Origin of the sequence: Burkholderia ubonensis, assembly GCF_902833085.1 — a bacterium.
GTDB classification, from domain to species: domain Bacteria; phylum Pseudomonadota; class Gammaproteobacteria; order Burkholderiales; family Burkholderiaceae; genus Burkholderia; species Burkholderia ubonensis.
On sequence record NZ_CADFEB010000001.1, the window covers coordinates 1 to 20,602 of the forward strand.

Consider the following 20,602-nt stretch of genomic DNA (forward strand, 5'->3'; position numbering starts at 1 on the left):
GATAGTGCAAACTGATGCGCGCTCCTGTTTTTTGAGATACATATCGCTATCCTGAATACGTCCAGCGACGGCCGATTCACGGCTGCACTTTCGCATCGACGCACTTCGCTCAGAACTTCTCCTGAATACCAATCTCAATACCGCCGCGTTGGTCGCGTGGACACTGGCGCACGCGGAGCCAGCCAACCAAGCACATCACGGTTCGCTCATACAGCAAGCCGGACAAAGAAAAGCCCCGCAAGTCCGAGAACTTGCGGGGCTTGTTCCGCCAGAAGTGGCGGAAACGGAGGCCGGCAAACCAGATCTCAAGCCGACCCAATCGCATCCAGCGTTTGCTGATGGGCTGAGCGATGGGCTAGAAAATCGATGCCATCCCTATCGCACCACCTACGGGACCGCTTACACCGTTCTCTTTCAACAGCCTGCCAAGCATTTCCCTGCCACACAAAGCGCGAGGCACGCGCTCATTGCGCGTCGACCCACGCGCGCAACGCGGCGTCGCGGATCTCGAAGACGTCGAACAGCCCGAGCGCGCGCAGCGCCGGCAGCACGTCGGCGGCGTCGGCCGCCGCGCGGGACCGCTCGCCCTCGTCCGCATGCGGGTCGGTGAGCACTCGCGCATTCGCGAGAAACGCGCCCACGCTGCCCTTGCGGATCGTCGTGCCGTTGAGGTCGAGCTGGTTGAGGTGGTCGGGAAGCATTTCGTCGGCTCGCATCGCGCGGCCCTCCTGAAGTGTTGAACGAGCACCCAGTGTAGGGATGCGAACACGGCCGGACTCCGGTATAAATGCCATTCCATACCGAATTCCAGCCATGCCTGACGATCCGCTTCTTCCCGCCGATCTCGTGACGTCGTCCGACGGCCCGTTCGTCGCCGCTGCCGAACTGACGCAGCGCGACGCGCGCGTGACCGCGCCGCATCGCCATGCGCGCGGCCAGTTGGTCGGCGCGCTGACCGGCCTGCTGTCGCTCGGCCTCGACGACCAGGACTGGGTCGTGCCGGCCGTCCATGCGATCTGGATTCCGCCGCATTGCATGCATTCGCTGCGCTCGTACGGGCCGTTCTCCGGCTGGAGCGTGTTCGTTGCGGAACCGCGCTGCGGATCGCTGCCGCAGGCGCCGCATGCGATCCGCACCTCTGCGCTGTTGCGCGAGGCGGTGCGGCGCGCGGCAAGCTGGCGCGGCGGCGCGCTCGACGCGGCGCAAACGCGCGTGGCGGAAGTGATCCTCGACGAGATCGCGGCATCGCCGCCGGTCACGCTCGGCCTGCCGCACCCGCGCGATCCGCGGGTCGGACGGATCACCGACGCGCTGGGCGCCGATCTCGCGGACAACCGTCGTCTCGAGGAATGGGCCGCGTGGGCGGGCATCGCGCCGCGCACGCTGAGCCGCCGCTTCGTCGCCGAAACGGGGCTGACGTTCGCGCAGTGGCGCCAGCAGGCGCGGCTGCTGCGCGCGTTGGAGAAGGTGGCCGATGGCGTGCCGGTGACGACGATCGCGCTGGATCTCGGCTACGACAACGTGAGCGCGTTCATCGACATGTTCCGGCGCGCGTTGGGGACGACGCCGGGGCGGTATATGGAAGCTGGACACGACGGACGCCGGGGCGACGCCGCGTAGCGCGTCATTGCGCGCTCACATGCACGCATCGACGGTGGCGACATTCGATTCGCCGCGCCTTCAATACGTGCCGCCGCCCTGCTTCGCGGCTTCGGCCGGGTTCCCCTTGAACTGCGCCGCCAACCGCTCGGCACTTCGCGCCAGCAGCGTCGTATCGACCCCGACCGCGACGAACAACGCACCCGCTTCGAGATATCGCCGCGCCGCCGCCTCATCCGCACTGAGGATCCCCGGCGCCTTGCCGGCCGCCTTGATCGCGCGGATCGCATGATCGATCGCTGCCTGCACGTCCGGATGCCCCGGATTGCCGAGATGCCCGAGATCCGCCGCGAGGTCGGCCGGGCCGATGAATACGCCGTCCACGCCCTCCACCCGCGCGATCGCGTCGATCGCGTCGAGCCCCGCGCGCGTCTCGACCTGCACGAGCACCGCCATTTCACCGTTCGCGCGCTGCAGGTAGTCGCCGACGCGATTCCAGCGCGACGCCCGCGCCAGCGCGCTGCCGACGCCGCGGATACCCTCCGGCGGATAACGGGTCGCCGCCACTGCCGCGCGCGCCTCGGCGGCGCTCTGCACCATCGGCACGAGCAGCGTCTGCGCGCCGAGATCGAGCACCTGCTTGACGATCACCGGGTCGTTCCACGGCACGCGCACGACCGGATGCGACGGATACGGCGCGATCGTCTGCAATTGCGCGAGGATCGTCGGCACCGTGTTCGGCGCATGCTCACCGTCGATCAGCAGCCAGTCGAAGCCGGCGCCCGCGACGACTTCGGCGCTGTACGGGCTGGCGAGACCGAGCCACAGGCCGATCTGCGCATCGCCGCGCGCGAGCGCGGCCTTGAAGGAATTCGATGGCATCTGCATCGCGCGTCACCCGAAATGGCATTGAATGGTGCCGAGCGGACCGTAGTCGACGCTGAACGTGTCGCCGGCGCGCGCCGCGCACGGCCGCGTAAACGACCCGCCGAGCACGATCTGCCCGGGCTCCAGCGCGACGTCGAAGCGCGCGAGCCGGTTCGCGAGCCACACGACGCCGTTGGCCGGATGGTTCAGCACGCCGGCCGCAACGCCGGTTTCCTCGACCACGCCGTTGCGCGACATGATCGCCGCGACCCAGCGCAGGTCGACGTCGGCCGGCCGCACGGGCCGCCCGCCGATCACGACGCCCGCGTTCGCCGCGTTGTCCGCGATCGTGTCGAACACCTTGCGCGGGCGCTGCGTATCGGGGTCGATCGACTGGCTGCGCGCGTCGATGATCTCGAGCGCGGGCACCACGTAATCCACCGCGTCGTACACGTCGAAGATCGTGCAGTTCGGCCCGCTCAGGCGCTTGCCGAGCACGAACGCGAGCTCGACCTCGACGCGCGGCACGATGAAGCGCTGGGTCGGGATCGTGCCGCCGTCCTCGAAGAACATGTCGTCGAGCAGCGCGCCGTAGTCGGGCTCGTCGATCTGCGACGTGTTCTGCATCGCCTTCGACGTGAGGCCGATCTTGTGCCCCTTCAGCACGCGGCCCTCCACGAGCTTGAGGCTCACCCACGCGCGCTGGATCGCATAGGCGTCGTCGATCGTGATGTCGGGATAGTCGAGCGAGATCTGGCGGATCTGCTTGCGTTCGCGCTCCGCGTCGTTGAGGCGCCGCGCGAGCAGGTCGATGGTCGCGGTATCGAACATGGTCGGGTCGGTAATGGGGTTCAGCCGGCCCGCTTGTAGCGGGCGTGGATGTTGTTGTGCTTGTACGAGCCGCTCTCGCTGAACTCGGTCAGCTCCATCGACAGCGCAAGATAGCGCTTCGCGTACAGCTCGGCGAAATGCGCCTTGATCGCGTCGAACAGCGCGTCGCAAGCGGCCTTCTTCACTTCATCGCTGCGGCCCGCGCCGATCTTCAGCGTCACGTGGACGAACGCGTCGTCCGCGGTGCCGTCCGCGACGCAATAGTCGTGCAGCTCGATCGCGCGCGAGCGGATGCCGCCGGTCGGAAACACGCCGCCCTGCGCGATCAGCGTCGCGTTGATCGTGCGCAGCAGCGCGGGGATGCGCGCGTCGTCGCGAAGATTCGCGGTGTACTCGACGACGATGTGTGGCATGTCGGTTCTCCTGTCGGATGCACGGCGCGGCGGCGCTCAGGGCAACGGAAAGATCGCGTTGATCTGCCCGGTGCCCGAGCTCGCGAAGTAGTCGGTGACGATTTCGACGGGCTTGTCGTAGCGGTCCCAGCCGAGCAGGCCGAGCAGCATCGCGGTGTCGTGCATGCCGCCCTCGCCGAAGCAGTGCTGGCTGTACTCGGGCAGCATCTTGCAGAAGGTCGCGAAATCGCCCTGCTTCCACAATTCGACGACCCGCAGGTCGACCTGCCGGAAGAACTCGCGGCTGATCTGGTGGATCGATTCCTCGGGGCTGCCGTTGTCGTTGAAGCGATGCGACAGCGAGCCGCTCGCGAGGAACGCGACGTTCGCATCGCTCTTGTCGATCGCTTCGAGCAGCGCTTCGCCGAAGCGGCGGCTCTCGTCGAGCGTGTGCCACATGCACCAGCCGGCGATCGACACGACCTTGAAGTGCTGGTCCGCGTTCATGTAGCGCATCGGCACGAGCGTGCCGTATTCGAGTTCGAGGCTGTCGATCTCGTGCGCGCGCGTCGCGATGCCGCGCGCGGTCGCGGTTTCCGCGATCAGCCGGCCGAGCGCCGGATTGCCCGGATACGCGTAGGCCATGTCGCGGATGAAATGCGGCAGCTCGTTGCTCGTGTAGACGCCGGAAAACCGCGCGTTGCAGTTCACGTGATACCCGGCGTTGACGAGCCAGTGGACGTCGGACACGACGATCGTGTCGACGCCGAGCGCGCGGCAGCGCTCGCCGATCACCTGATGGCCGCGGATCGCTTCCGCGCGGCAGCCGTGATGCCTGCCCGGCAGCTCCGACAGGTACATCGACGGCACGTGCGTGATCTTTGCGGCGAGGGACAGTTTGCCCATCGTGAGTCTCCGTAAGTCTGCGTCTCGTTCTTTCACGCGCCGCTTACACGCCCCAGCGCGGAATGTGATGCGAACCCATCGAAATGCAGACGTTCTTGATCTCGGCGAACACCTCGAAGCTGTACTCGCCGCCCTCGCGCCCGGTGCCCGACTCCTTCACGCCGCCGAACGGCTGGCGCAGGTCGCGCACGTTCTGGCTGTTGACGAACACCATCCCGGCCTCGATGCCGCGCGCGAGGCGATGCACCTTGCCGACGTCCTGGGTCCAGATATACGACGCGAGGCCATAGCGCGTGGCGTTCGCGAGGCGCAGCCCTTCGTCCTCGTCGTCGAACGGAATCACGCACGCGACCGGGCCGAAGATCTCTTCCTGCGCGATGCGCATCCGGTTGTCGACGTCGGCGAACACGGTCGGCCGCACGAAGTTGCCGTTGCGCAGGTGCGCGGGGAGGTTCGCCGGCTGGTCGGCGCCGCCCGCGACGAGCCGCGCGCCTTCCTGCTCGCCGATGCGGATGTAGCCCGTCACCTTCTCCCAGTGCGCGCGCGTGATCATCGCGCCGAGCTGCGTCGCCGGGTCGGCCGGATCGCCGACCACCAAATTGTTCGCGCGCCGCGCGAATTCCTGCACGAAGCGGTCGTAGATCGAACGCTGCACGAAGATCCGCGAGCCCGCAGTGCAGCGTTCGCCGTTGATCGAGAAGATCGTGAACAGCGACGCGTCGAGCGCGCGGTCGAAGTCCGCGTCGTCGAAGACCAGCACCGGCGACTTGCCGCCGAGCTCCATCGAATACTTCTTCAAGCCCGCGCGCTCGATGATCTTCTTGCCGGTGACCGTGCCGCCGGTAAACGACACCGCGCGCACGTCCGGATGCCGCACCAGCGCGTCGCCGGCGGTCGCGCCGTAGCCCTGCACGACGTTCAGCACGCCCGGCGGAATGCCCGCCTCGAGCGCGAGCCGGCCGAGCTGGTCGGCGGTCAGCGGCGACAGCTCGGACATCTTCAGCACCGCGGTATTGCCGAGCGCGAGACACGGCGCCGTCTTCCACGTCGCGGTCATGAACGGCACGTTCCACGGCGAGATCAGCGCGCACACGCCGACCGGCTGGTACAGCGTGTAGTTCAGCATCTGGTCGTCGACCGGATACGTGCGGCCGTTCATCTGCACGCACACTTCCGCGAAGAAATTGAAGTTCTCCGATGCGCGCGGAATCAGCTGCTTGCTGGTCTGCGCGATCGGCAGGCCGGTGTCCTGCGTCTCCAGCGCCGCGAGCATCGGCACGTTCCGCTCGATCAGCTCGCCGAGCCTGCGCATCAGCTTCGCGCGCTCCCTCGCGGGCGTGTTCGCCCACTTCGGGAACGCGGCCTTCGCCGCGCGCACCGCCGCGTCGACTTCCGCTTCGCCGCCGGACGCGACGTCGGTGATGACTTCGCCGGTCGCCGGATTCAGCGTCGTGAACGTCTCGCGGCTTTCGACTTCGCGGCCGTCGATCCAGTGCTTGATGGTCATCTGCTCTCCTTGTGCGGCGGGCTCAGCCGGCGCGATAGTAGTCGTGATCGCCGACGATCGTGTTCACGAGCCGGCCGATGCCTTCGATCTCGGTGACGACCTCGTCGCCCGGCTGCGTGTCCGCGAGCCCTTCGGGCGTGCCGGTCAGGATCAGGTCGCCCGGCGACAGCGTCATGAAGCCGCTGATGTGCTCGATCAGCGCGGGCACGTCGAAGATCATGTCGCGCGTGCTGCCGCGCTGGGTCTCCCGGCCGTTGACCGTCGTGCGCAGCGTCAGGCCGCCCGGGTCGCCGATCTCGTCCGGGCTGACGAGCCACGGCCCGAGCGGCGTGCAGGTGTCGCGGTTCTTCACGCGCAGGTTCGGGCGGTAGTAATTCTCGAGGTAATCGCGGATCGCGTAGTCGTTCGCGACCGTGTAGCCGGCGACGTAGTCGAGCGCCTGCGCGCGGCGCACGCCCCGCGCGGGGCGGCCGATCACGACCGCCAGCTCGCACTCGTAATGCATGTGGGTCGCGTCGGCGGGCCGCACGGTGCGCGACCGGTGGCCGATGAACGTGTTCGGGCCCTTCAGGAAGATCAGCGGCTCGCTCGGCGCGTTGAACGCGAGCTCCTTCGCATGGTCCGCGTAGTTCAGGCCGAGCGCGAACGTCGTGCGCGGCGCGACGGGCGGCAGCCAGGCCACCGCGCTCTCCTCGACGACCCGCCCCGTATCGAGGCGGATCAGGCCGTCGCCGGCCGGTTCGGCCGCATGCTGCGCGCCGTTGTAGATCACGCGTGCGGTTCTCATCGGGCCTCCTCCGCGATCAGCGCATGCCGCAACGTGCCGATGCCGTGCGCGGCGATCTCGATCCGGCTGCCCGGCTTCGCGCGCGGCGCGCCGCCCGCCACGCCGAGCAGCAGCACGTCGCCGGCGTCGAACGACATGAATGCCGACACGTCGGCGATCAGTTGCCGCACCGGGCGGATCAGCGTCGCCGTCGACGCGGACTGCGCGACGTTGCCGTCGATCCGCACGGTCAGCCGGATCGCGTCGACGTCGTCGAGCGCGCCGGGCGGGACGATCGCCGGGCCGAGCGGGCAGAACCCGTCGCGGCACTTGAAGCGCACGGCGGGACGGTAGTAGTCGGGATGCGGCACCGACACGTCGCTCGCGAGCGTGAAGCCGTGCACGTAGTCGAGCGCGCGGTCGGCCGTCACGCGGGTCGCGCGGCGGGCGAACACGACGGCGACCGACGCGCCGATCTCCAACGCGTCGACGCCGGCCGGCACGACGACGGCCGCGCCGTCGGCCGCATGGGTGTTGGCGGGCTTGATGTACAGGATCGACGCCTGCGGCGGCCGCCCGTAAGGCGGCTGGTGCACCGCGTCGCCGAGCGCGTCGAGCGCGGCGCGCTCGTTGAGCAGCGCGCCGTAGACGGTGCCGATGGCTACCGGCAGCGGCGGCGCCGCGGCGGTCGTGCAAGACAGCTCCATGCGTCATTCCCCTGCCGCGCGTCGCGGCGCATCGTCAATACTTAACATCTTAAGTAAACAATCGGGCGGTGACAACCTCGATTACCCTGATACACGAAATTCGCCGCGACCGCCTGTTAAGATTGGCGCGTCCCCGTCCATCCCCTTCATCTCGATGAACCGTACGCTCGACCACCGCAATCTGGCCATGCTGCTGCTCGAGGCCCGCGAAACGCTGATGGGGCGGTTCCGCCCCATTCTCAAGGAATTCGCGTTGACCGAACAGCAATGGCGGATCATCCGCGTGCTCGACGGCGAGCCGTCGCACGCGCTCGAAGCGGGACAGATCGCGCGGCGCTGCTGCATCCTGAGCCCGAGCCTGACGGGCGTGCTCGAACGGATGGAGCGCGACGGGCTGATCAAGCGCACGCGCGCGCAGGAAGATCAGCGCAGGCTGCTCGTCAGCCTGACGCCGCAAAGCCGGACGCTGGTCACGGAAATCGGCCCGCGCATCGACGAACAGTACCGGCTGCTCGAGGCGCGCTTCGGCCAGGATGCGCTCGACGACATCTACCGCGCGCTCGACCGGCTGATCGAACTCGGCGACAGCCCGCCGTAAGCCCCAGCCCCGCGCGCGGGCTCAGGCCTCGCCGCGCATCAGCGCGGTGAGCGGCACGCCGCGCGACGTGCGCATGCATTCCTCGACGTAGTCGACGAACGGCAGCGGTTCGAAATCGATTTCGTCGCGCACGCGCCGGTTGTCGAACACGCGGTCGACGGCCGCGAATTCCGCGAAGCGCCGCAGCGCCTTGCCCACCACCCGCTCGAGCGCCGGATCGGCGCGCCCCAGCACGTCGCGCACCACGAGCGGCAGCTCCGCCGCCGCGCACGCCGCGTAGCGCGGCGCGCTCGCCATCCCGGCCGCCTCGTCCATCGCCCGCACGATCTGCGCGACCATCGGCGCCTCCTCGCCCGCCGACACGTGATAGACGTCGTGCGCGAGCGCCGGCTTGACCGCCAGCAGCATCGTCGCGCGCGCGACGTCGTCGACCGACACGATGTCGATGCGCGTCATCGGCCGCGCCGTATAGCGGCGCGCCGCATGCGCGAGACGGAACACCCAGAACGAGTTCGGCGCGGGCCGCGTGCCGAGCACCGTATGTCCGACCACGTGCGACGGACGGACGACGACGAGCGGCAGCCCGAGCGTGCGCAGGCGCTGCTCCATCTCGCGCTTGGCGCGCAGGTAGTCGGCCGCCAGCACCGCGCCCGCGAGCGCTTCGCCCGGGTCCGCAGCGTCGGCCGCGCCGGATGGCGCATCTTCCTGCACCGAGCCGCCCCGGCCGCCGTGCACGAACGCGGTGCCGACGTACACGAAGCGCTGCAGCCGCGCGGCGTGCGCAAACCGGGCGGCGAAGCGCAGCGACTCGTCGACGTCGGCCTGCAGGTGCGCGCCGTCCGACGTCGATGCGTGGCCCGCGCAGTGGATCACATGCGTCGCCTGCGCAAGACGGGGCGCTTGCGCGCCTTCCCAAACGTCGCCGAGCGAGCCGACGACCACGTTCGCGTCGCTCAGGCGCGACGCCCAGTACGGCGCGAGGCCCGCGCGCAGCGCCGCCTCGCGCAGCCGCGAAACCGCGTGGCCGCGATCCTGCGCACGCACGACGCAGACGATGCGGTCAAGCAGCCCCGCATTGACGAGCGCCGCCAGCACGGTGCTGCCGATGAAGCCGGTTGCGCCCGTGAGCACCAGTCGCCCGACGTTCGCCGCGGCGACCGGCGCGCACGCCGGCGATACGAGGCTCGTGCGCCAGTTGAGCGACAGCGCGGTTTTCCAGATCAGCACGGGAATCTCCTTCGAAAAATCGGCCGGACGGCGCGACGCCCGGCGCACTCGCGCCGGGTGTACGGCTGTCGGTCTGCGGGCCGTCGAGCGTGCCCGGCGTCCCGAACCGGCATCCGCCGCGCGACGAGTCGGCACGAGGGGCGACGCGGGCGGCGCCGCGAATGAGGGCCGCAACGCCAGCCGGGACCTTGCCAGTGTGGGGCCGGGTTCGCGACAAGTCTGTCCTGAAAGTTTTGCGAAAGTGTGCGGATTTGTATGAGATTGTCTGCGTGTGTGGCTCCGGCGGCCGCGCGCGATCCGGGCCGGCACCGGCCCCTCGGATCAGGCGCGACAGATCGACGCGCCCGCGGCCCCCGCGTGCAGTCGCGCGACGCGGGGCGACGCACCGCCACCCCGCGCTACGCCGCCTGCGGCGGGCGTCACGCGGCAGGCGCGATTTTCATCAGACATCATTTCATGTCGAATGCGGATGTGCGCTATGTTCATTTATTGCGCATTGCGTCTTGCGTTTCACCGCAGTCTATCTAGACTATCCAAGCCAACCTGGTCGAATGAGTCATTTTCTTATTAGGAGACGATCCAATGCGCCTCACCATTCGGATTAATGGCAGCGAACCGGCAACTCGACAGTCTTTTGCGGTGCTGTGGGTGGACACCGACGAAGGGCTGTGGTCTCGCGAGGCACATCAAGGCATCGATCTTCCGACGTGGGGCAAGGTCAAGGACGTCGAAGGCGCAATGGCGCTCTGCGCGGCCGACAGCGGCAAGGCCGTCTGCAAGCTGCAGGGGCTGTCGTTCGACGCGACGCAGCGCGAACAGGGCACCGCCGTGCTCGCCGACGAGCACGAAGGGGCCTGGCGGCTGCAGGAAATCGACACTTGCACGGTCCAGCCGGAATACCGGGAATTTATTTCCGTCGATCGATAGCCAGGTATTTTTGACGCATATTGTCTGCGGGCTTCGGGTTTATTCCAGTTTTATCGATTTTGTTTTTCCTGTTTTGAAAAAAAATCAACGCCCCTCCGGGGGCGTTTTTAATTGACCCGCATCAAGAAAATTAATCAGGGACGGGTCATTTCAGGCCTCGTTCCGATTCCGGCAAGCGGGTCGCACGCGCCCCTCCCGGCTTCAGCCCCGCATCCGCATCCGAGAAATCGGGGCCGGAGTCACGCACTTTTCCCCCACATGCCGATTACTCATTTATTACAATCACATTATTCAGACTGACAGCCCGCCGCCAGGCGGCTCGCCCCGGCCCTCGCATGAGCGTGAAAAAGAAGACCCATCCCGCCGATCCGTACGCAACGGCGACCAAGCACCCGATGCTCGCTTCGCGCCTGCCGATGTGGCGCTCGAAGCTGGTCGTGATCATCGTGTTCCTCGCGTTCGCCGCGCTGCTCGCCCGTGCATTCTGGGTCCAGATCGCCAACCAGGATTTCTATGTCGGCCAGGGCCAGAAGCGCTACCAGCGCACGATCGAACTCGACGCGATGCGCGGCCGCATCGTCGACCGCAACGGCGCGATGCTCGCCGTCAGCCTGTCGACCTACGAAATCTGGGCGAACCCGAAACAGGTCGCCGAGACCGACTACCCGCAGATCGCGAAGCTGCTCGACATGCCGCTCGCCGAGGTCAAGCGGCGCCTGCGCAACGACCGCACGTTCGTGCTGCTCAAGCGCCAGATCGACGCCGACACCGCGAGCCGTCTCGACAAGCTCGCGATCGACGGCGTCACACAGATCGCCGATTCGAAGCGCTACTACCCCGAAGGCGAATCCGCTGCGCACGTGGTCGGCTTCACGAACGTCGAGGACCGTGGGCAGGAAGGCGTCGAACTGGCGGCGAACAGCCCGCTGTCGGGCACCGCCGGGCAGCGCGAGGTGATCCGCGACCGGCTCGGCCGCATCGTGTCCGACACGCGGCCGCTCGTGCCCGCGCAGCACGGCGCGACGATCGAGCTGACGATCGACCGGCGCATCCAGCAGCTCGCGTTCAGCCAGCTCAAGGCCGCGGTGCTCGAGAACAACGCGCAGGCCGGCAGCGTCGTCGTGCTCGACGCGCAGAACGGCGAGATCCTCGCGCTCGCGAACTATCCGACCTTCGATCCGAACGACCGTGCGCGCCTGACCGGCCAGCAGCTGCGCAACCGCGCGGTGATCGACACGTTCGAGCCGGGCTCGACGATCAAGCCGCTCGTCGTCGCGCTGTCGATCGACGAAGGCAAGGTGCGCCCGAACACGATCGTCAACACGTCGCCCGGCACCTACAAGATCGGCCCGGCCGTGATCCACGATACGTCGAACCACGGCTCGCTGACCGTCGCGCAGGCGCTGCAGAAGTCGAGCAACGTCGCGCTCGCGAAGCTCGCGCTGAACCTGCCGGCCGAGACGATCTGGAACAAGTACCAGGAATACGGAATCGGCCGCGCGCCGGAGCTGACCTTCCCCGGCGTCGCGTCGGGACGGCTGCGGCAGTACAAGCGCTGGCGGCCGATCGAGCAGGCGACGATGGCGTACGGCTACGGGCTGTCGATGTCGCTGCTGCAGATCGCGCAGATGTACACCGCATACGCCGGCGACGGCACGCTGCATCCGGTGTCGCTGCTGAAGAACGGCACCGACAGGCAGACGATCGACGCGCATCGCGGCCATCGCGTGACGACGCCGCAGACGGCGGCGGCGATCCGCTCGATGCTCGAGATGGCGGTCGGCGAAGGCGGCACCGGGCGCCGCGCGCGCGTCGACGGCTACCGGATCGGCGGCAAGACCGGCACGGCGCGCAAGCAGGTCGGCAAGTCGTATGCGCAGGGCAAGTACCGTGCGCTGTTCGCCGGGATGGCGCCGATGAGCAACCCGCGCCTGATCGTCGCGGTGATGATCGACGAGCCGCGCGGCAAGGGGTATTACGGCGGCACCGTCGCCGGGCCGGTGTTCTCGTCGGTCACGAGCGGCTCGCTGCAGCTGCTCGGCGTGCCGCCCGACGTGCCGGTCGAGGCGGACAAGCTCGCGCCGCCCCAGCTGCCCGTGCAGGCGCAGGCGACGGCGGCCGCGCGCTCGTAAGGCGGCCCGTCGCCGCCGCCGGCATCCCACTTTCCGGGAACGCCTCGCAACATTTGAGCGTTCCCGCCGCGCTCTCCTACAATTTTTTCGCGCCGCAGGCACCCTGCCCGCGCGAACAAGTACAACAAGGAGAGACGCATGCGATTCCGCTGGAAAACGCTCGTGCTGGCCTGTACGAGCCTCGCGCTGTTCGGCGGCGCGCCCGCCCGGGCCGCCGGCTCCACCGATGCAGCCGACGTGAAGATCGGCTTCGTCGTCAAGCAGCCCGACGATTCGTGGTTCCAGGACGAGTGGCGCTTCGCCGAGCAGGCGGCGAAGGACAAGCACTTCACGTTGATCAGGATTGCCGCGCCCAGCGGCGAGAAGGTGTCGACCGCGCTCGACAGCCTCGCCGCTCAGAAGGCGCAGGGCGTGATCCTGTGCGCGCCCGACGTGAAGCTCGGCCCCGGGATCGCCGCGAAGGCGAAGCGCGCGGGGATGAAGCTGATGTCGGTCGACGACCAGCTCGTCGACGGCCGCGGCGCGCCGCTCGCGGACGTGCCGCACATGGGCATTTCCGCGTACCGGATCGGCCGGCAGGTCGGCCAGGCGATCGCCGCCGAGACGAAGCGGCGCGGCTGGAACCCCGCCGAGGTCGGCATCATCCGCGTCGCGTACGACCAGTTGCCGACCGCGCGCGAACGCACGATGGGCGCCGTCGACGCACTGAAGGCGGCGGGCTTCCCCGCCGCGAACGTGATCGACGCGCCCGAGATCACGGCCGACACCGAAGGCGCGTTCAACGCGGCGAACATCGCGCTCACCAAGCACCCGAACTTCAGGCGCTGGGTCGCGTTCGGCTCGAACGACGACACGACGGTCGGCGCGGTGCGCGCGGCCGAAGGGCGCGGAATCGGCGCTGATGCGATGGTCGCGGTCGGCATCAACGGCAGCCAGGTCGCGCTGAACGAGTTCGCGAAACCGAAGCCGACCGGCTTCTACGGATCGATCCTGCTGAACCCGCGACAGCACGGCTACGATACGTCGGTCAATATGTATGACTGGATCACGAGAAACCAGGCGCCGCCGCCGCTCGTGCTGACGTCCGGCACGCTGATCACGCGCGACAACGAGAAGCAGGCGCGCGCGGCGCTCGGCCTGTGAACACATCGCAAGGAGTCGACATGACACGCACCACCCTCGTCACGGGCGCCGCGGGCGGCATCGGCCAGGCGCTGTGCCGGACCTTCCTCGCCGCCGGCGACCGCGTGCTCGCGCTCGATCGGGACCGCTCGGCGCTCGACCGCTTCGTCGATGCGCTCGGCGAGCCGCGCGCGATTGCGGTCGTCGACGACCTGGGCGATCCCGAGCGGCTGTGCGCGCTGCTCGAAGCGCATCCGGCCGTCGACGTGCTCGTCGCGAACGCGGGCACCGCCGCGTCGGCGACGCTGCGCGAAACCACGCCCGCGTCATGGCGCACCGATCTCGACGCGAACCTGACCACGACCTACGTGAGCGTCGAGGCCGTGCTGCCCGGCATGCGCGCGCGCCGGCGCGGCGCGATCGCGATCATCGGCTCGGTGAACGGCGTCCACGCGCTCGGCCACCCCGCGTACAGCGCCGCGAAGGCCGGGCTGATCAGCTATGCGAAGTCGCTCGCGATCGAGTTCGGCCGCGACGGCGTGCGTGCGAATGTCGTGCTGCCCGGCACCGTGAAGACGCCCGCATGGGAAGCGCGCGTGCGGCGCAACCCGCAGGTATTCGAGCAATTGAGGAAGTGGTATCCGCTCGACGACTTCGCGACGCCCGACGACGTCGCGCAGGCCGCGCTGTTCCTGTGCTCGCCGGCCGCGCGGATCATCACGGGCGTGGCGCTGCCGGTCGACGGCGGCCTGCTGGCCGGCAATCGCGTGATGGCGCAGGAGCTGACGCTCGACACGTTCTACTAGGAAGCGGGCCGCCGCCCGCCGTCAATGCGCATGCGCGGCCGCGGCCGGCTTCGTCATCCGGCCGAGCACGTGCTCGGTCATCCCGCGAGCGAGCTCCGTCTCGCCCATGAACACCGTGCCGACGCCCTCGCTCGCGAGCAGCGCCGCTTCGTCGCCGCTGTTCGTGCACAGCGCGACCTCGAGCGACGGATTGAGCGTGCGCGAGATCTCGACGATCTGCCGCACGTCGAACACGTCCGGCAGCGTGACGACCAGCATCCCCGCGCGCGCGATGTGCGCCTGCACGAGCACGATCGGCTCGATCGCATCGCCCGACACCGCCGCGACGCCGTCGGCGCGCAGCTTCTCGACGATCTCGCGATTCTGCTCGACCACCACGCAGGCGATCCCGCGCTCGTCGAGCGCCTGCGCGATCCGCGCGCCGACCTTGCCGTAGCCGACGATCACGACTTGCCCGGTCAGGTGCGTCTGCGGCGTGGACATCGGCAGCGCGGCGAGCGGATCGTCGCGCGCCTCGAGCCGCCGCGCGAACGCCGAATGCCGGCGTATCCATGCGAGCGCCGGATCGATCATCGCGAACAGGAGCGTATTCAGCGCGATCGAGATCAGCGCGACCGCGAGGATCAGGCTCTGCCCTTCCGCCGACAGCAGCCCGAGCGCGCGGCCGAGACCGGCCAGGATGAACGAGAACTCGCCGATCTGCGCAAGCCCCGCGCCGACCGTCAGCGCGGTATTGAGCGGATAGCGGAACGCGAGCACCAGCGCGACCGCCGCGAGCGTCTTGCCCACCAGCACGATCGCCGCGACCTCGATCACGTGCAGCGGCTCGTCGAGCAGCACCTGCGGGTCGAACAGCATGCCGACCGAAATGAAGAACAGCACGGAGAACGCGTCGCGCAGCGGCAGCGTCTCGTCTGCCGCGCGCCGGCTGAACTCGGATTCGCGCATCATCATCCCGGCGAAGAACGCGCCGAGCGCGAACGACACGTCGAACAGCTTCGCCGCGCCGAACGCGATGCCGACCGCCGCGGCAATCATGCACAGCGTGAACAGCTCGCGCGAGCCCGTGCGGGCGACGAGCCACAGGATGCGCGGAAACACCCGCTTGCCGACCACGAGCATCAGCGCGATGAACGCGGCGACCTTCAGCATCGTGACGCCGAGCGTGCTCCATACGCTGCCGCCGCCCGCATGCGCGTCGCCGGGCGGCGTGCCGCCGAGCAGCCCGGCGACGGGCGGCAGCAGCACGAGCACGAGCACCATCACGAGATCCTCGACGACCAGCCAGCCGACCGCGATGCGCCCGTTCACGGACTCGACGAGCCCCCGGCCCTCCAGCGCGCGCAGCAGCACGACCGTGCTCGCGACCGACAACGCGAGACCGAACACGAGCGCCGCGCCGAAGCTCCAGCCCCACAGCAGCGCGAGCCCGCCGCCGAGCGCCGTGGCCACCGAAATCTGCACGATCGCGCCCGGCAGCGCGATCTTGCGCACCGCGAGCAGGTCGCCGAGCGAGAAATGCAGCCCGACCCCGAACATCAGCAGCATCACGCCGACCTCGGCGAGCTGCTGCGCGAGCGACAGATCGCCGACGAAGCCCGGCGTGCCGGGGCCGATCACGATCCCGGCAAGCAGATAGCCGACCAGCGGCGGCATCTTCAGCAGCGACGCGAGATAACCGAACACCATCGCGAGACCGAAACCGGCCGCGAGCAAAGCAATCAGGCTGACGTCATGTGGCATCCCCTCTCCCTCGTATGTGTAACCGTTTAGTAAGGTTCAAGGATAAGGGATGAGGTGGGGAAAATGGCGCGCCGCCGCGAAAAATTCACGGGCGACGGCGCGACGCCGGGGAATGTCGGGAAATCGGAGAGGAAATCCGCGGTGATTCGGCATGCCGCCGGCCGCGGACGCGACGGACGCGGCCGGCGCCACGGCCCGTCGCCGGTGCCCGCTCAGCGCGCGGCTTGCGGATAGCGCGCGCCCGGCGGCGGCTCCGGCCGCGTGCCCGGCGTCGTCTTGCGCACCTTCGCGACCTGCGCGGCCGAGATCGGCGAGCCGGTATTGCCCCAGCTCGTGCGCACGAAGTTCGCGACGTCCGCGACTTCCTGGTCCGACAGCCGCCAGCCGAACGGCGGCATCGTGAAGGTCGACGGCGCGGTGTGCGTGCCCTGCAGCGCGCTGCCTTCCAGCACGACGTGGATCAGCGAGGTCGGATCGCTGCCCTGCACGACCGGGTTGCCGCCGAGCGCCGGGAACACGCGCGTGTAGCCGCGACCGTCGCTGCGGTGGCAGGCCATGCAGTTGTCGCGGTAGACCGCCGCGCCCGGCTTGCCCGCGTCGCCGGCCTGCAGCGCGTTGGCGGCTGCGGCGTCGTAGGCGTAAGGCGTCTCGCCCTGCACCTTCGGCGGCAGCTTCTTCAGGTAGCGCGCGATCGCGGTCAGGTCGTCGTCGGTCATGTGCTGCATGCTGTGGCCGACCACGTCCGTCATCCCGCCGAATGCGGCGCTGCGCGGCGTGCGGCCGGTCTTCAGGAACTGCACGATCTCAGATTCCGTCCACGTGCCGAGCCCCGTGCGCGGCTCGCCGCGCAGGCTCGTCGGCACCCAGCCGTCGATCGCCGCGCCGCCGGCGAGGAAGTCCGGGCCGTCCGCGTCGGTCAGCCCGCGCTCCTGCATCGTCGGCGCGCGCGGCGTGTGGCACGCGCCGCAGTGGCCGAGCCCCTGCACGAGGTATGCGCCGCGCGCGAGGACCGGATCGGGGTACGGCGCCGCCTCGAACGGCTTCGGCGCCGGCGCGAACAGCTTGCGCCAGAAGCCGAGCGGCCAGCGCATCGACAGCGGCCACACGATGTCGACCGCGCGGTTCTCCTGCTGCACGGGCGCGACGCCGTGCATGAAGTACGCGTAGAGCGCCTTCACGTCGTCGTCGGTGAGGCGCGCGTATGACGGGAACGGCATCGCCGGATACAGCGTGTCGCCGTTCCTGCGCACGCCCGAGCGAAGCGCGCGGTCGAACTCTTCGAGTGTCCAGCCGCCGAGGCCCGTCTTCGGGTCGGGCGTGATGTTGGTCGAATAGATCGCGCCGATCGGCGTGTCGAACTTCAGCCCGCCCGCGAACGGCTTGCCGCCGCTCGCGGTGTGGCACGCGACGCAGTCCCCGGCGCGGGCCAGGTATGCGCCGCGCGCGACGAGCGCATCCGCGGATCGCGCCGCCGAAGCAGCCGCCGCAGGCGCGGCCGCCGGTTGCGCGACGGCCGCCCCGCTCGCCAGGCAGAAGGCCAGCCACGCCGCGCCGGTCGCCAGCGCGCGCGCCGTGCGGCGCGCGGCGTTGTCTGTCGTCGTTCTCTTCATGCGCTCACCAGCGGGGCGGGGTTTTTCAGGTATTGCTCGCGGATCGCGCGCGCCGACCAGTAGGCCAGCGCCGCGATGATCCCGGTCGGGTTGTAGCCGATGCCCTGCGGCAGCGCCGACGCCCCCATCACGAACACGTTGTGCACGTCCCAGCTCTGCAGATAGCGATTCAGCACGCTCGTCTTCGGATCGGTGCCCATCACCGCGCCGCCGACCAGGTGGGTCGTCTGGTACTGGCGCGAATCGAAGTGCTTGCCGAACTCGCGCGTCGACACGCCGATCGCCTTCGGCCCCATCGCCTCGGCGATCTTCTTCATCCGGCCGGTCACGTACTGCGCCATCCTGATGTCGTTGTCCTTCCAGTCGAACGTCATCCGCAACAGCGGCTGGCCATACGAGTCGCGGTAGGTCGGATCGAGGTCGAGATACACGTCGCGGTACGACATGTTCGTGCCGTGCGCGTCCATCGAGACCGTGTGCGCGTAGTTGTCCTTGACCGCCTTCTTCCACGCGGCGCCCCACGAGGGCGTGCCGGGCGGCGTCGCGATGCCGCTGATCGGCTTCACGCCGGCCTGGTTCACCCACAGCGGCGAGCCGCCGACGAAGCCGAGCGGGCCGTGGTCGAAGTTGTCCGCGTTGAAGTCGTCGACCGCGACGCCGTTACCGCCCGCGCCGATGAACGGGTTCGTGTAGGTGTCCTTGTCGAAGAACGCCTTGATCGTCGACAGGTTCTGGTACGCAAAATTGCGGCCCACGACGCCTTCGCCCGAGATCGGGTCGTACGGCTTGCCGATGCCCGACAGCAGCAGCAGGTGCACGTTGTGATACTGGAACGCGGCGAGGATCACGAGATCGGCCGGCTGGTGTACTTCACGGCCGGCCGGGTCGACGTAGGTGACACCCGTCGCGCGCTTCTTCGTGTCGTCGAGATCGACGCGCAGCACGTGGCACTTCGAGCGCAGCTCGAAGTGCGGCACCTGCTTCAGCGCGGGCAGGATGTTCAGGTTCGGCGACGCCTTCGAGTACATGTAGCACGCGTAGCCGCTGCAGTAGCCGCAGAAGTTGCACGGGCCCATCTGCACGCCGTACGGGTTCGTGTACGGACCCGACGTGTTCGCCGACGGCAGCCGGTACGGATGCAGCCCGAGCGATTTCGCCGCGTCGAAGAAGCGCTGCGCCGAATACGTGTTGAGCTGCGCGGGCAGCGGGAAGTGGTCGCTGCGGTGCGCGTCGAATACGTTGCCGTCGCCGACCACCCGGCCGTCGACCTTGTACGCCTGCCCCGACGTGCCGAACACCTTCTCGGCGAAATCGAAGTGCGGCTCCAGCTCGTCGTAGCTGACGCCCGTGTCCTGGATCGTCATCCCTGCGGGGATGAACTTCTTGCCGTAGCGCTCTTCGTAGTGGCTGCGCAGCCGCAGCTCTTCCGGCGCGATGCGAAAGTGCACGCCGGACCAGTGCAGCCCAGCGCCGCCGACGCCCTCGCCCGGCAGGAACGCCGCGAGCTGGCGATACGGCAGCGCCGTGTCCTGCACACCGTGGCGGATCGACACGGTGGTCTTCGACAGGTCGAGGAACAGCTTCTTGCGGACGTTGTAGGTCAGCTCGTCGATCGTGTTCGGATACGCGCCGTCCGGATACGTGTCGCGATACTCGCCGCGCTCGAGCGCGACCACTTTCAGTCCCGCTTCGGTCAGTTCCTTCGCGAGAATCGCGCCGGTCCAGCCGAAGCCGACGATGACCGCGTCGACATGCGGCTTCTTCTCTGCGGCCATCAGGTACGCTCCCCATTGATCGAAACCGGCCCGTACGGATAGGGCTTGCCGTTCTGGTTGACGAAATCCATGAAGTCGGCCCGCGCGCCGGGGAAGCCGATCATCTTCCACGCGGCCATCCCGCGATTGCCGCCGTGGACCGGATCGCAGAAGTAGCCTTCGCGCGTGTTCTGCAGCAATTGTCCGAAGAACACCGCGGGCGGCACGTCGTCGATCTGCGCGCTGCCCTTTTCGAGCGCGCCGAGCACCGCGTCGCGCGTCGCCGCGTCGAGATCGGCGAACGGCTTGCCGTGGGCCTTCGTGCAATAGCGGTCGACCGCCGCGATACCGAGCCGATAGATGTCGCGCGGCACGAGCTTCAGTTGGTAGCCGAGCTCCGGCACGCCCTGCTGGAACGGCCCCTGCATGTACCACAGCGCGCCGTGCGCGTATGGCGTTTCCATCTGACGGTCGATGAACTCGGGCACGCCGGCCTCGAGCGCGCCGGGGCCTTCGGCATCGGCCGGAATCAGCCGGTCGACGGCCGCCTGGACGAACGCCCACTCCCTGGCGTCGAAGAAAGTCGGTTTGTACGGTGTCGGCGCGGCGTCGGCCGATGCGGCAGTCGCGCCGCCGGCCGTGGTCGTGGTGGCCGACGACGGCCGCAGGTCGCAGCCGGCGAGCGACGCGATCGGCACGAGCGCGACCGACGAGCGCAGAAAGTGACGGCGCGAATTGGGTTTGTCGGGTGGCGTGGACATGGTCGGTTGATGATGTTGGGGACAGCGCTTCGAACGCGTGCAAACAGTCGGTGCCGCGCGCGACGGCCGGGCCGCGCCGGGACGCGATACGCCCTGCCGCCCTTTTTATTTCGTGTTGCGAATTACCTCGGTGACGCCGGCGGATTCGCGCAATGCGCAACGGCCGCCGTTCCATCGGACTCCAAAGCGGTCAAGCCTCTTGCGAGCCTTATCGTCAGACAAATGCGCGCCTGCCGGGCCGGATCTGCCCGATCGTCGTCATGGCCATTTCAATCTAGTCGCCGGTTCCGGCGAAGGCAAAGCCGGTAAGAACCGATAAACGCGCCCCGCTCGACGGCCCGAATCGA

At 68.6% G+C, this 20,602-nt stretch carries 19 protein-coding genes; 6 read left to right on the forward strand and 13 right to left on the reverse strand.

From position 1 onward, the window contains the following. Positions 1-464: 464 nt before the first annotated feature. The gene (locus HWX31_RS00005) at positions 465-716 is read right to left on the reverse strand and encodes a hypothetical protein (protein ID WP_059728689.1); all 252 of its coding nucleotides are present in this window, start codon (positions 714-716) and stop codon (positions 465-467) included. Positions 717-813: 97 nt separating this feature from the next. Here HWX31_RS00005 and HWX31_RS00010 point away from each other — a divergent pair, with 97 nt between their 5' ends. Next, a complete protein-coding gene (locus HWX31_RS00010; protein WP_174965575.1) occupies positions 814-1,620 on the forward strand; it encodes an AraC family transcriptional regulator in 807 nt (268 codons plus the stop codon). A 60-nt stretch (positions 1,621-1,680) separates the two neighbouring features. Here the strand turns inward: HWX31_RS00010 and hpaI are convergent, their stop codons facing one another. Genes hpaI through HWX31_RS00045 form a run of 7 tightly spaced genes read right to left on the reverse strand, consistent with a single transcriptional unit; the run spans position 1,681 to position 7,575 of the window. Beyond that, positions 1,681-2,487 carry a 4-hydroxy-2-oxoheptanedioate aldolase gene (gene hpaI / locus HWX31_RS00015; protein WP_174965574.1) on the reverse strand — a complete coding sequence of 269 codons (807 nt, stop codon included), beginning with the start codon at positions 2,485-2,487 and terminating at the stop codon, positions 1,681-1,683. Positions 2,488-2,493: 6 nt separating this feature from the next. Then, complete coding sequence (hpaH, locus tag HWX31_RS00020) at positions 2,494-3,297, reverse strand: 2-oxo-hept-4-ene-1,7-dioate hydratase (RefSeq protein WP_059635807.1); 804 nt, start codon at positions 3,295-3,297, stop codon at positions 2,494-2,496. Positions 3,298-3,317: 20 nt separating this feature from the next. After that, positions 3,318-3,710 carry a 5-carboxymethyl-2-hydroxymuconate Delta-isomerase gene (locus HWX31_RS00025; protein ID WP_174965573.1) on the reverse strand — a complete coding sequence of 131 codons (393 nt, stop codon included), beginning with the start codon at positions 3,708-3,710 and terminating at the stop codon, positions 3,318-3,320. 36 nt (positions 3,711-3,746) lie between these two features. Further along, the gene (gene hpaD / locus HWX31_RS00030; RefSeq protein ID WP_174965572.1) at positions 3,747-4,595 is read right to left on the reverse strand and encodes a 3,4-dihydroxyphenylacetate 2,3-dioxygenase; all 849 of its coding nucleotides are present in this window, start codon (positions 4,593-4,595) and stop codon (positions 3,747-3,749) included. Between the two features lie 43 nt (positions 4,596-4,638). Next, entirely contained in the window at positions 4,639-6,102 is a 1,464-nt protein-coding gene (gene hpaE, locus HWX31_RS00035) for a 5-carboxymethyl-2-hydroxymuconate semialdehyde dehydrogenase (RefSeq protein ID WP_174965571.1), read from the reverse strand. Between the two features lie 22 nt (positions 6,103-6,124). After that, complete coding sequence (locus HWX31_RS00040) at positions 6,125-6,889, reverse strand: fumarylacetoacetate hydrolase family protein (protein ID WP_174965570.1); 765 nt, start codon at positions 6,887-6,889, stop codon at positions 6,125-6,127. After that, a complete protein-coding gene (locus HWX31_RS00045) occupies positions 6,886-7,575 on the reverse strand; it encodes a fumarylacetoacetate hydrolase family protein (RefSeq protein WP_174965569.1) in 690 nt (229 codons plus the stop codon). Before HWX31_RS00045 ends, HWX31_RS00040 begins: the two co-directional genes overlap by 4 nt. 154 nt (positions 7,576-7,729) lie before the next feature. Between HWX31_RS00045 and hpaR the strand changes: the two genes are divergently transcribed. Further along, positions 7,730-8,173 carry a homoprotocatechuate degradation operon regulator HpaR gene (gene hpaR / locus HWX31_RS00050; protein ID WP_174965568.1) on the forward strand — a complete coding sequence of 148 codons (444 nt, stop codon included), beginning with the start codon at positions 7,730-7,732 and terminating at the stop codon, positions 8,171-8,173. Positions 8,174-8,194: 21 nt separating this feature from the next. Here hpaR and HWX31_RS00055 read toward each other — a convergent pair whose 3' ends face one another. Beyond that, positions 8,195-9,400, reverse strand: coding sequence for an SDR family oxidoreductase (locus HWX31_RS00055; protein ID WP_174965567.1), 1,206 nt, complete (start codon positions 9,398-9,400; stop codon positions 8,195-8,197). Positions 9,401-9,982: 582 nt separating this feature from the next. Between HWX31_RS00055 and HWX31_RS00060 the strand changes: the two genes are divergently transcribed. The 4 genes from HWX31_RS00060 (at position 9,983) to HWX31_RS00075 (ending at position 14,387) form a co-directional block, all read left to right on the forward strand. After that, positions 9,983-10,327 (forward strand): DUF3564 family protein, encoded by a 345-nt coding sequence (locus tag HWX31_RS00060; protein WP_174965566.1) that lies wholly within the window; start codon positions 9,983-9,985, stop codon positions 10,325-10,327. A gap of 335 nt (positions 10,328-10,662) precedes the next feature. Further along, positions 10,663-12,459, forward strand: coding sequence for a peptidoglycan D,D-transpeptidase FtsI family protein (locus HWX31_RS00065; RefSeq protein WP_174965565.1), 1,797 nt, complete (start codon positions 10,663-10,665; stop codon positions 12,457-12,459). 138 nt (positions 12,460-12,597) lie between these two features. Next, the gene (locus HWX31_RS00070; RefSeq protein WP_174965564.1) at positions 12,598-13,602 is read left to right on the forward strand and encodes an arabinose ABC transporter substrate-binding protein; all 1,005 of its coding nucleotides are present in this window, start codon (positions 12,598-12,600) and stop codon (positions 13,600-13,602) included. A gap of 20 nt (positions 13,603-13,622) precedes the next feature. Continuing rightward, on the forward strand, positions 13,623-14,387 hold the full coding sequence (locus HWX31_RS00075) for an SDR family oxidoreductase (protein WP_174965563.1): 765 nt from the start codon (positions 13,623-13,625) through the stop codon (positions 14,385-14,387). A 21-nt stretch (positions 14,388-14,408) separates the two neighbouring features. Here the strand turns inward: HWX31_RS00075 and HWX31_RS00080 are convergent, their stop codons facing one another. The 4 genes from HWX31_RS00080 to HWX31_RS00095 all read right to left on the reverse strand — a co-directional run bounded on the left by HWX31_RS00080 (position 14,409) and on the right by HWX31_RS00095 (position 20,255). After that, positions 14,409-16,130, reverse strand: coding sequence for a cation:proton antiporter domain-containing protein (locus HWX31_RS00080; protein WP_060187110.1), 1,722 nt, complete (start codon positions 16,128-16,130; stop codon positions 14,409-14,411). Between the two features lie 212 nt (positions 16,131-16,342). After that, positions 16,343-17,740: a cytochrome c gene (locus tag HWX31_RS00085; protein ID WP_174965562.1), complete on the reverse strand. Its 1,398-nt coding sequence runs from the start codon at positions 17,738-17,740 to the stop codon at positions 16,343-16,345. Further along, the gene (locus HWX31_RS00090; RefSeq protein WP_174965561.1) at positions 17,737-19,515 is read right to left on the reverse strand and encodes a GMC family oxidoreductase; all 1,779 of its coding nucleotides are present in this window, start codon (positions 19,513-19,515) and stop codon (positions 17,737-17,739) included. The genes HWX31_RS00085 and HWX31_RS00090 overlap by 4 nt, the downstream gene beginning before the upstream one ends. Continuing rightward, complete coding sequence (locus HWX31_RS00095; protein WP_174965560.1) at positions 19,515-20,255, reverse strand: gluconate 2-dehydrogenase subunit 3 family protein; 741 nt, start codon at positions 20,253-20,255, stop codon at positions 19,515-19,517. The genes HWX31_RS00090 and HWX31_RS00095 overlap by 1 nt, the downstream gene beginning before the upstream one ends. Positions 20,256-20,602 lie beyond the last annotated feature (347 nt).

Coding starts and splice junctions, on each gene's coding strand:
- HWX31_RS00005 (WP_059728689.1), bottom strand. CDS start 716: ATGCGAGCCGACGAAATGCTTCCCGACCACCTCAACCAGCTCGACCTC.
- HWX31_RS00010 (WP_174965575.1), top strand. CDS start 814: ATGCCTGACGATCCGCTTCTTCCCGCCGATCTCGTGACGTCGTCCGAC.
- hpaI (WP_174965574.1), bottom strand. CDS start 2,487: ATGCAGATGCCATCGAATTCCTTCAAGGCCGCGCTCGCGCGCGGCGAT.
- hpaH (WP_059635807.1), bottom strand. CDS start 3,297: ATGTTCGATACCGCGACCATCGACCTGCTCGCGCGGCGCCTCAACGAC.
- HWX31_RS00025 (WP_174965573.1), bottom strand. CDS start 3,710: ATGCCACACATCGTCGTCGAGTACACCGCGAATCTTCGCGACGACGCG.
- hpaD (WP_174965572.1), bottom strand. CDS start 4,595: ATGGGCAAACTGTCCCTCGCCGCAAAGATCACGCACGTGCCGTCGATG.
- hpaE (WP_174965571.1), bottom strand. CDS start 6,102: ATGACCATCAAGCACTGGATCGACGGCCGCGAAGTCGAAAGCCGCGAG.
- HWX31_RS00040 (WP_174965570.1), bottom strand. CDS start 6,889: ATGAGAACCGCACGCGTGATCTACAACGGCGCGCAGCATGCGGCCGAA.
- HWX31_RS00045 (WP_174965569.1), bottom strand. CDS start 7,575: ATGGAGCTGTCTTGCACGACCGCCGCGGCGCCGCCGCTGCCGGTAGCC.
- hpaR (WP_174965568.1), top strand. CDS start 7,730: ATGAACCGTACGCTCGACCACCGCAATCTGGCCATGCTGCTGCTCGAG.
- HWX31_RS00060 (WP_174965566.1), top strand. CDS start 9,983: ATGCGCCTCACCATTCGGATTAATGGCAGCGAACCGGCAACTCGACAG.
- HWX31_RS00065 (WP_174965565.1), top strand. CDS start 10,663: ATGAGCGTGAAAAAGAAGACCCATCCCGCCGATCCGTACGCAACGGCG.
- HWX31_RS00070 (WP_174965564.1), top strand. CDS start 12,598: ATGCGATTCCGCTGGAAAACGCTCGTGCTGGCCTGTACGAGCCTCGCG.
- HWX31_RS00075 (WP_174965563.1), top strand. CDS start 13,623: ATGACACGCACCACCCTCGTCACGGGCGCCGCGGGCGGCATCGGCCAG.
- HWX31_RS00080 (WP_060187110.1), bottom strand. CDS start 16,130: ATGCCACATGACGTCAGCCTGATTGCTTTGCTCGCGGCCGGTTTCGGT.
- HWX31_RS00085 (WP_174965562.1), bottom strand. CDS start 17,740: ATGAAGAGAACGACGACAGACAACGCCGCGCGCCGCACGGCGCGCGCG.
- HWX31_RS00090 (WP_174965561.1), bottom strand. CDS start 19,515: ATGGCCGCAGAGAAGAAGCCGCATGTCGACGCGGTCATCGTCGGCTTC.
- HWX31_RS00095 (WP_174965560.1), bottom strand. CDS start 20,255: ATGTCCACGCCACCCGACAAACCCAATTCGCGCCGTCACTTTCTGCGC.